A 9,842-nucleotide genomic window follows, 5' to 3' on the forward strand; every position below is an offset into this window, starting at 1 on the left:
AGCCGGCCAGAACGCCTCGCCGCTGGGCGAGATCAAATCGGAAAGGTGGGCGACATCGTCTCGGAATCCACGGGCGAGATCATCTCGGAATCCTGGGCGACTTCGTCGGAATCCGCACCCACCCCCCTGAAAAGACACCAGATCGGAGTGTGAAGTGGCCGCAGTCATGCAATGAAGGGCCTTTCGCCAATGGACGAATTCGCGATGCTTGTCGCCGAGCTAGACCGGTGCCGGACAGAATTCCAGCACCTGCAGAACGAACTCAATCTCGCGACTGGCGCCGGGCCGACCGACATAGCAGCGCTTCAACACGCGGCGCGCCGGATGAGCGGCATCGCACACGTCTTCATCGAGCGGCTGTGGCGGTCGCTCAAGCATGAGGACATCTATCTCAAGGGCTATGCCGATGGCCGCGAGGCCAGAGCAGGGATCGCCAGCTGGATCGCCTTCTACAACGATCGCCGCCTTCATCAGGCGCATGGCTATCGCACGCCGATGGCGGTCTGGCGCGAACGGATGCTGGCCCCGAAGGCTGTGGACATGGTGGACAACGCCGACGCGTTGACCACATGCCCACAGCAACTGCAGCAGACAGAGTCTCTGGCAGCGTGATAGAAAGGGATCAGGAGCGGTCAGTTTCCAACTAACAAACCAGTTCAACCGGTCCCGCTCCGCGGGTCCATTTCATATCCGCGCAGATGGATCAGCACTAAGTTGCCCCGCCTGGGCAGTCGCACAAGCTTATCGACGATGTACTGCGGGGCGCCTTCTTTGATATCTACGCCGTACCCGTAAACCAGCCCGTCGTCGTTGGCGATCTCGTGTATCGTATACTCGATTTCATTTAGTTCATCGGGCGTGAGGTCAAGTGCCGCGGCAATCGCCTCGGCTTCCTCGCGGTCGTACTCATCTTCAAGCTGTCTGCTGCTCATTGTACGCCACCCATTATCCCGAATGCCGTTTCCTAAAGATCGACTTCGTCTGCATCGGCTGCCAGCATATGCTCCAACGCCTTTACATAATGAGTGAGCGGTGAGATTCGATCGCGTATCCTGGGCGGCGCTCGGAGCACTGTGGCATTTGGCGAGGCTCCAAATTCTCAGCGAGTGGGAATCAGTTCAGGTCTCGGAGGTAATTCAGCATACTGTTGCACGCATTCTCGGCCTCAGCGAAGCTTTGGAGCGGCGACCCGAGAATCCTGATCGAGCCACGGCTCTGGTCAAGCGGACGCCACGAGGCGACGTAGCCCAACCTTCCGCGGAAGCCACGACCAGTCGGGCTCTGGAAGCTGATCACGAACGAATAGCCGTCGCTGCTCGCACTCCATATTTCCATGTCTTCGAGAGCGCGATGGAATTGCAGGGGCATCAGGCTCCGTTCGCCTGGTCAACCCGAGAACGAAATGCTTTGGTCGAACGACGTGACGGGTCAATACACGGCAGCTCTCGCCGGCAAATTGCGTTTCCTGGTCAAGCCATGGCATAGATCTGGAATTCCCAGCAGCTCAGCTTATCCGGCCCAGCCACCTGCCTCGATCCCGCTTGAAAACTACGAGATGTGAAGGTGTTCAGCGAAACGCAGAAACGCATTCCTTGGCATTGATTTGTCCTATGTTTGTCGTTCGATCAACTGCCTAAGCAGGTAGTTGACTGTGACACGAGCATGCGCTTGATGGCACCCGATTCATGGCCAGCGAGTTCGTCTTCCCAGTTTGGGAGTTTGAATCACAGGCGTTGGTCAAAACGCAACGCCCCCGACCGGCGGCCCTGTCGGGTGCTCACGAGCGAAACGGACTTCAACCATCCGAAAATCTCGATGAGTCCGTCGTAAATGACCCACGGCGGACATTGCAATTGCCGTGTTTGTCCCGTTGACACCGCAAACCGGACCAGGGATAGCAGCCGTACCAGTTTGCTCAGCCCGAGCGCCGACGCCGCGCCGGTTCTGGCGGCCTAGATGACTCCGTCGGGCTTCGACGCTGTTCTAAGTAGGACCCTGCCCAAATTGGGATAGGCCACGAACGGTAGTTGTCCGGAATTCCCTCAACCTCAGGATTGCTCTAGTATACTATCGCGGCGGTTGTTGCATTTCGGAACCTGTGGGAAGCGCCAACAAAGCGGAGGAGCGCGTGAGTCTGGAGCGCCAGTACCGAGAGCTAAAGAAGTTGCAAGAAAAGGTCCGTCAATGGGAAGGAAAGACTTGTTCCCGGCGGTCGATTGAAAGGCAGTCGGTGCGGCGAGGTGTTTTTCTCTCAATTCCGGGACACATCACCTCCGAGCCCTGCCTGGTACGTGATCTCTCCAATAGAGGCGCTGGCCTTCAGCTTAATGGACTCACGCTTCTGCCGACCGAGTTTTCGCTTTCCTTCGATGAATTTCGCACCACCTACCCTTGTCGCCTCATCTGGCGACAAGGAGACTTCATCGGGGTGGCATTCCAAAACACGGGCCATTATTCGACCCTCGTGGAGCCAGATAGAAGGTACCTTTTGCGCTAGAATCCCCCTGTTGGTCGCTTCTGGCCGATCGCGACATTTGCTGCGGTTGCACTATGCTGTCGGAAGTTGCTCTTTTGCCAGTGGACAGCCGTCGGTTCGATAGCAGTGTGCTCGTTGTTTCAGACGTGAGATTTCCTTATGCGCGATTGGCAACTGCCGTTTTCTCGAGTGTGCTTGGATTCTACCTCAAAGCGCGAACGAAGATCCTGCCGCCGAGTACTGTCATGCGCTGTGAATTTGACCGGTGCGTGATGCTGCTCTGCATCTGCACAGCCGTCCTGATCGAGGCGTGGCTTGTTTTCTGGCTCACGGCAGTCCAGCGTCTCGCCTCGGCATGCTGCCCGTGCTGGGGGTAGTTCGAGACACGATCGGGATGATGCTACGGCGCCTCTATTACAGCCGACTGGAACTCTTGCAGGAGGGGGCTGAACGGATTATCGAGCTACTAGGGGCTCACCGAGTAAAGGGTAGGCCTGCTACCCCGCGTTTCTCGAAGGATCGAAGTCTTCGAGCATGGACTTGCGATTCGCACGATCCGGGGCAAGGTGGTCGATAGCAGACTGCGCTACGCTCTTCGCCACGCGCATAAAGATCAATATTTGTTCGTTGGCGCAGCGATCGTTGCGACTATCGCACTGGTCTTGGACCATCAAGGCGTGTTTGTGCAGTATCATAGCCTGCAAGGGCACGTCGACAGATTTACTACAGCGATGATAACTGCTTCGATTATCTCTTTGTACTCGGTAGTTCATCTGTGAGAGCAACTCCACCGATTGAATGGTCATTGCATTACGATGCAAGTTGAGATTGCGACCGCGAACCTGAAATGGACCCGCGGAACGGGACCACGTGAGCCGGTTTGTTAGTTGAAACTGACCGCTCCTGATCCCTTTCTATCACGCTGCCAGAGACTCTGTCTGCTGCTGTTGCTGTGGGCATGTGGTCAACGCGTCAGCGTTGTCCACCATGTCCACAGCCTTCGCGGTGCGCATCCGCTCGCGCCAGACCGCCATCGGCGCGCGATAGCCGAGCGCCTGATGAAGGCGGCGATTGTTGTAGAAGGCGATCCAGTTTGCGATCCCTGCTTTGGCCTCGCGGCCGTCGGCATAGCCCTTGAGATAGATATCCTCATGCTTAAGCGACCGCCACAGCCGCTCGATGAAGACGTTGTCCATCCAGCGGCCGCGGCCATCCATCGAGATCTTGATCCCTGCGCCCGCCAGCGCGCCGGTGAAGGCCGTGCTGGTGAACTGGCTGCCCTGGTCGGTGTTGAAAATCTCCGGCGTGCCGTACTTCGCCAGCGCCTCTTCCAAAGCCGCCACGCCAGAACCGCACGGCTCGCCCAGTCGATTATCGCGACAAGATAGAGAAAGCCGCGCCCGATGGGCAGATACGTGATGTTGGCCGCCCACGCCTGGTTCGGCCGGTCGATCGTCATGTTGCGCAGCAGATAGGGATAGATCTTGTGGCCCGGCGCCGGCTTTGCCGTGTTCGGCTTCGGCCCCAGCGCCGCGATGCCCATCTTGCGCATCAACCGCTGCACACGCTTGCGATTGACCTGAAGCCCCTCAGCCTTCAGCATCGCGATCATTCGCCGCGAGCCCAGGAATGGCCAGGCGGTGAACAGCTCGTCGAGCCGCTGCATCAGGGCGAGGTCGTTGTCGTTAGCCGGCCGTGGCGGCCGGTAGACCCCAGAGCGGGCGATGCCAAGCAACATGCATTGCCGGCGGATCGACAGCGCCTGGTCGGCGCGATCGAGCATTCCTCGACGGTCCGGTGTGCTCATCTTCCGGACCTCCGTGCTAAAAAATCGCGCTCCACCGTCAATTGCCCAATCTTGGCGTGCAGCTTTTCGATCTCGCGTTCGCGCGTTTCCTCGCTCTCCCGCCCGACACCCGCGTCAAAGGCCCGCGCCGCCTGTTCCAGAAGTTGTTTCTTCCACGCATAGATCTGGTTGCGGGTGCAGCTCATAGCACTGAGCCAGCTCGGTCAGCGTCGCCTGCTCCCGCACCGCCTCCAGCGCAATCGTCGCCTTCAGTGCCGCGTCGATTTTCCGTCTCGTCTTCTTCGTCATCATGCCCTCCGCCTATCAAACGGAGCGGCCCTTTTCCAACTTAGCCTCTGGTCCCAAAACCGGGGTCCATTTCAGGTAACAGGGTTTTTTAGAAGGATCGGGGAACTGCGACTGCCTCAAACAAACGCAAGAATGCGCCTCTAAGTTGTTGACGTGTCAAGGACGTTGGGCCGAGGCGTTCCATACGCGAGGAGACTCCGCGCCAGTGCTTTGAAATGCTGTCCTTCGCGGTCATCGACTGCGCATGTGTGCTGATATCGGCAAGCAGCTATGGTGGGTTCAAGGTGGCGTGTTGAGGTATCCGCGGCCACTACGACCAACAATGCGGACGGTGAGGATTGCCCATTTCCAGGATCCGCACAGCTCGGAAAAGCGGTCAGTTCCGCTCAGGACCTTCAGTGAGGGGCACCACGTTGTCCATGTGGACCGGCGCTGAGCGTGTGCTTTGCCGCTTCACGACCTGTTCAAGCACAATAGCCTCTATTGCGAGCTCATCTGCCAAGCGTCGGAAGAGTTCGTGCTTTTGCGGGTCGCTTGCTCGGCTGCTCATAACGGCCAAATCCGCAGCATCGGCGCGGAGCTTGTTCAATTTTCCATGATGTCTTTCATCTTGTCGCCAGATCCTAAATCCACTTCACCCCCCGGCGCTCTACTCTCATCTCTTGATTCCAAGCCTCTGCATCTTAACAACCACCGCGCGAATTGCTGTAATCGCCTCGCAACAGTCGCGCCTAGAGAAATGTTCGAACCGAACGTCGCGTCAGGTTGCGGCCTTGCAGATCACCCCAGCGGCTTCATACTGTCTCACACCAGAGATGGACATGCATGAGGAGCGGCGCATCGAGATCGAGCAGGAGCTTCCGAGCGACACGGGCGCTCCATTGGACCGCCAAATTCAGGAGAGCGATCGCGCTCCAGTCTCGACGCCCGTTCTCTATTGTGGAAAATCGCGAAGCAGTAACGTGGCATAGTCACGGCCCTCGTCTTTTTGGTCGCGGTCATGCCCGCCCACACCTTGGCGGTTCCTCGCCTGTCAGAAACGACAGGGTCCGTGCGACAGTGGCGCTAGCACACGGGCTCGCGGTTGCCGCCCCTCGCAGCAACACCTCTCGCGTTCGACACATTCTGAGGCAGCAAGTCTTACGTATCGAATTTCGATAGCTACCTCTGGTAGTTTCCACTTTTAGCCGAGCTATTTTCTGTAGAGCGTCCTGAGAGGCGAGTTGCGTCCGCTCAGCTGGCCTTGCGGCGGAGGAGGGCCGGGATGGCGAGAACGTCTTCATCGACAAAATATCGCGCAGGAGAGGAGCGGCCGTACGGATCCAGACCTTCCGGAGCCGCATCGCGCGCATGTTCCGCATTCGGGTCTGCCGGCCGCCCTAGCGGGTGGTTGGCCCGCTGGGAGAGCCGGCGGATTCTCTAAGTGCCGCGGCAGCGGTGCATTACGCTCGATGCGGCCGGCGATGTGACGGCTGACGTTGCGTAGCCTGCCGGCGAGTTCTGTGAGTAAGCTCTCCGCCGGTTGCGTCTGGCAATTCGGATCGGGATTATCGATGCCGGTCGCCACCACCGAAACGCGGACCACACCTTCGAGGCTTTCATCAAAACACGCGCCGACGATGATGTTGGCGTCCGAGTCGGCTTCTTCGCGAATGCGGGTAGCGGCTTCGTCAACCTCGAACAACGACAGGTCCTTGCCGCCGGTGATGGAGATTATGAGGCCACTAGCGCGCTTGATCGAGGGATTCTCGATCAAGGGATTGGAGATCGCGGCCACAGCAGCGTTGAGCACGCGCTTCTCGCCCGAAGCCTCGCCTCTGCCCATCATCGCCTTGCCCTTCTCGCGCATTATAGCGAGAACGTCGGCAAAATCGAGATTGATCAGACCTTCCTTGACGATAAGGTCGCTGATGCAAGCCACACCTGAATAAAGCACCTGATCGGCCAGAGCGAAGGCATTGGTGAACGTGGTCTTCTCGTTGGCAATCCGAAACAGGTTTTGGTTCGGGATGATCAGTAGAGTGTCCACGACCTTGAGCAACTCTGCGATGCCTGCGTCGGCAAGGCGCATCCGGCGTTGGCCCTCGAAAGTGGAATGGCTTAGTGACTACACCGATGGTAAGAATGCCAAGCTCGCGTGCGGTCTTGGCGACAATAGGCGCTGCCCCGGTGCCGGTACCGCCGCCCATGCCGGCAGTAACAAATACCATGTGCGCGCCCGTCAAATGGTCACGGATCTCATCGATTGCTTCTTCCGCTGCGGCGCGCCCCACTTCGGGCTGCGAGCCAGCACCAAGGCCTCCGGTTACCTGAGTGCCCATCTGGACGACGCGCCCTGCCATCGACATGGTGAGCGCCTGTGCGTCGGTATTGGCGACGATGAAGTCGACGCCTTGCAGACCGGCCGCGATCATGTTGTTGATGGCGTTACCGCCTGCGCCGCCAACGCCAAATACGACAATGCGCGCCTTCATCTCGCGAATATCTGTGATATTGGTCATGTTTACCTCCCGGTGCTCGACAGGAATGAGGGGCACGATTTGCTACCTGCATGCGCCTTGCGGTCTGCTTACACTATGTCGCGGTTAGATGCTCCCAGTCGGCTCGCGACTTTTCCATCTGTCAGTCGAACCGGCAACTCGGCCCCGGTCGGCAGCGCCGCCACCTCACCTTCAACCCTTGCCGTCGTCTCCTTAGTTGCCATCATCTCGGCAGTCGCCCAAAACCTACGTCCCCTGGCGAGCGAACGAGAGCCTTTAGCGAGATTTTAAGGCGGGTAGCTAGAGCGGCATATGTCAGCATCTCGACCGACATCGGCTGTTCTCCCAGAGCGAACCGGACGGCAATCGACTGATCCTGACCGGGCGATAACCGCAGGCTAAGTTAGGTTGGTTATGACTCCAGGGGCCACGTCACTCCTAAAGCGAGCAATTTCAGACGTTTTCGCGGTTCTTTTGATCTGAACCTCGGCCAGCGATTGCGCTGGGCTGCCGGCGATCATTTAGCCGCGGTCGCGACTGATCTCTCGACACGGTTAGGTACCGCAATATCGACTTCAAGCGTCGACACGTGCCCGCCCCTGTTCATCTTGACGGTGATCTTTTCTGGATCGACCACGATATGCCGCGATACCACAGCAAGGATCTCTGCCCGCAGCAATCCCAGCAAATCAGGCTGGCCGCGCAAACCGCGTTCGTGCGCCAAAAGGATCTGCAACCGCTCCCGTGCAACAGGCGCGGAAGCAGTACGGCCACCAATGAGCCTTAGCAAATTGATCATGCGGCCCTCCGTCCGAGTAAACGATTCATCAAGCTTTTGCGCTCGCCTGGCACGATCATCGTGACGTTCTCACCCATCAGTCGACGCACCGCGTCTGTGTAAGCTCGGGCCGGCACACTGGCGGCGTTGTTCAGAGTAACCGGGGACCCAACGTTCGACGCTAATAGAACCTCCCGGCTCTCCGGAATGATTCCGAGCAGCGGCGTCGCGAGAATTTCAAGAATATCGTCGATGCTGAGCATTTCGCCACGCGATGCGCGCGCTGAATCATACCGGGTAATCAGTAGATGTTTCTCTACTCGTTCGCCCCGCTCGGCCTTGACTGTCTTTGAATCAAGCATCCCAATGATACGGTCGGAGTCGCGCACCGATGAAACTTCGGGATTGGTTACGATGACCGCCTCATCGGCATAGCGCATCGCGAGCAACGCCCCTCGCTCGATACCCGCCGGGCTGTCGCAGAGAATCCAGTCAAATTTGGTCCGCAGGTCAGCGATAATATTTCCAACCCCCTCGTCGGTCAGGGCATCCTTGTCCCTGGTCTGCGATGCAGGAAGCAACCACAAAGCTTCGATTCGTTTATCGCGAATGAGCGCCTGCGAGAGCTTTGCAACGCCCTGCACCACATTAATGAGGTCAAACACGACCCGTCGTTCCGCCCCCATTATAAGATCGAGATTCCGCAGACCCACGTCAAAGTCGATGACGACGACTTTTTCGCCCCTTTGCGCCAGCGCCACACCGAGCGCAGCTGTTGACGTCGTCTTACCGACGCCGCCCTTGCCAGACGTCACAACCAGAACTTTGGCCATTGTTATCTCCCGAACCGAATCAGCTTAACGGCGTTATCTTTATGCTAGTGTCTTCCAAACACGCCTGTGCTGGACGATTGCACAAGGGGACGTCTATTTCTTGCGCGGCCTGGTAGTAGCCATTGACGGCCAACCACTCGGCTTGAATCTTTTGACAGACCATCCGTGCTGTGGCGTTGCCGCTGGAACCCGCCATCGCACGGCCGCGAAGCAGTCCGGAACATGAATAGACTCGCCGGCGACGATCTCTGCACCTGTGGCGACCGAACCCAGCACACGGGCTGCGTTTATTTTTTCCAGCCGGGCTGCGATCGGAACGACCGGGCAAAGGATGAACGCGACGTAAGAACGGCTGCGCGTCCGAAAAGATTGACGTGTTGGCTTCGCAATCCCATCCATCGCGGTCGGCTCATAGTTCTTATTGAATGGTTAAGGATCGCCGGTCTTGGTTAATAGTTGGTTAATGCGTTGGCGGCGATGAATGGTTTTACGTTCGGTGCGTTGAGGTGACGAAGGTGCTTCGCGTATGAATGCCTCCACTGCCCTAATTTCTCAGCTTTTGGCGGATAGCCGTCGTAGCCACATGCGGAGAGCCTGAAGGCACAAGGCACGGCCGACGATCGTCCGAAGCGTCGTCTCGGTTCTGGCATTGGGGTTTGCCTTCTCGGCGCCCTCTGTAACCGAGATACGGTAAGCAGGGGCGAAGGCGCTCACAATATTGTTTTGTGATCTGGCAGGGCCATTCGTTTGTCATGGCTCGGTGATCGGCGCGGCCTCCCAACCGGATGCATCTTCGAGATGGCTGATCTTTATCAGGACCGAACTTTCCTACCGACGCGGACCATGATCGCAGTGCGAATCCGTATGTGCGCGGCGAGAGCGAACCGCTACCGGAACTGGCGCAGCTGATCGGGCAGATCGATCTGCGGCGCGGCAATCAGGATGGAAGTGCGCATTGCGTCGCCAGAAATGTTCCTGAATGCTGAGTCGTTGCCTCACGTAAATTGCTCCCCAATGGCAAGGGAGCGCAGGGACAACGATGAGGCGATTGAGTATGGCGACGAAGTCTGCTTTGGCGCGGCGCTACAGGACGTCGAGCCGCCTCGAAAAGGGCCGCATCCTCGACGAGTTCGTTGCGATCACGGGCTTCCATCGGAAGCATGCGATGCGGTTGCTGCGC

5 protein-coding genes and 3 pseudogenes are annotated in these 9,842 nt (G+C 58.2%); 2 read left to right on the forward strand and 6 right to left on the reverse strand.

Features of this window, described 5'->3' with window-relative positions:
- Positions 1-189: 189 nt before the first annotated feature.
- Entirely contained in the window at positions 190-612 is a 423-nt protein-coding gene (locus AC0L3P_RS38345) for an integrase core domain-containing protein (protein WP_473309217.1), read from the forward strand.
- Between the two features lie 44 nt (positions 613-656).
- Here the strand turns inward: AC0L3P_RS38345 and AC0L3P_RS38350 are convergent, their stop codons facing one another.
- Positions 657-932, reverse strand: coding sequence for a hypothetical protein (locus tag AC0L3P_RS38350; protein ID WP_473309218.1), 276 nt, complete (start codon positions 930-932; stop codon positions 657-659).
- A gap of 1,196 nt (positions 933-2,128) precedes the next feature.
- On the opposite strand from AC0L3P_RS38350, the gene AC0L3P_RS38355 reads away from it, so the two are divergent.
- Positions 2,129-2,497, forward strand: coding sequence for a PilZ domain-containing protein (locus AC0L3P_RS38355; RefSeq protein WP_473309219.1), 369 nt, complete (start codon positions 2,129-2,131; stop codon positions 2,495-2,497).
- Positions 2,498-3,393: 896 nt separating this feature from the next.
- On the opposite strand, the pseudogene AC0L3P_RS38360 reads toward AC0L3P_RS38355, so the two are convergent.
- The 5 genes and pseudogenes from AC0L3P_RS38360 to AC0L3P_RS38380 form a co-directional block, all read right to left on the reverse strand.
- Positions 3,394-4,571: pseudogene (locus AC0L3P_RS38360) on the reverse strand (IS3 family transposase).
- Between the two features lie 1,549 nt (positions 4,572-6,120).
- Positions 6,121-7,072 (reverse strand): annotated as a pseudogene (gene ftsZ, locus AC0L3P_RS38365) (cell division protein FtsZ); the annotation flags it as partial.
- A gap of 496 nt (positions 7,073-7,568) precedes the next feature.
- Positions 7,569-7,850 carry a cell division topological specificity factor MinE gene (gene minE, locus AC0L3P_RS38370; RefSeq protein WP_473256427.1) on the reverse strand — a complete coding sequence of 94 codons (282 nt, stop codon included), beginning with the start codon at positions 7,848-7,850 and terminating at the stop codon, positions 7,569-7,571.
- Positions 7,847-8,662, reverse strand: coding sequence for a septum site-determining protein MinD (gene minD, locus AC0L3P_RS38375; protein WP_473309220.1), 816 nt, complete (start codon positions 8,660-8,662; stop codon positions 7,847-7,849). The genes minE and minD overlap by 4 nt, the downstream gene beginning before the upstream one ends.
- Positions 8,663-8,681: 19 nt before the next feature.
- Positions 8,682-8,938 (reverse strand): annotated as a pseudogene (locus AC0L3P_RS38380) (septum site-determining protein MinC); the annotation flags it as partial.
- Positions 8,939-9,842 lie beyond the last annotated feature (904 nt).

It is taken from the genome of Bradyrhizobium sp. WSM4874, from assembly GCF_055811835.1.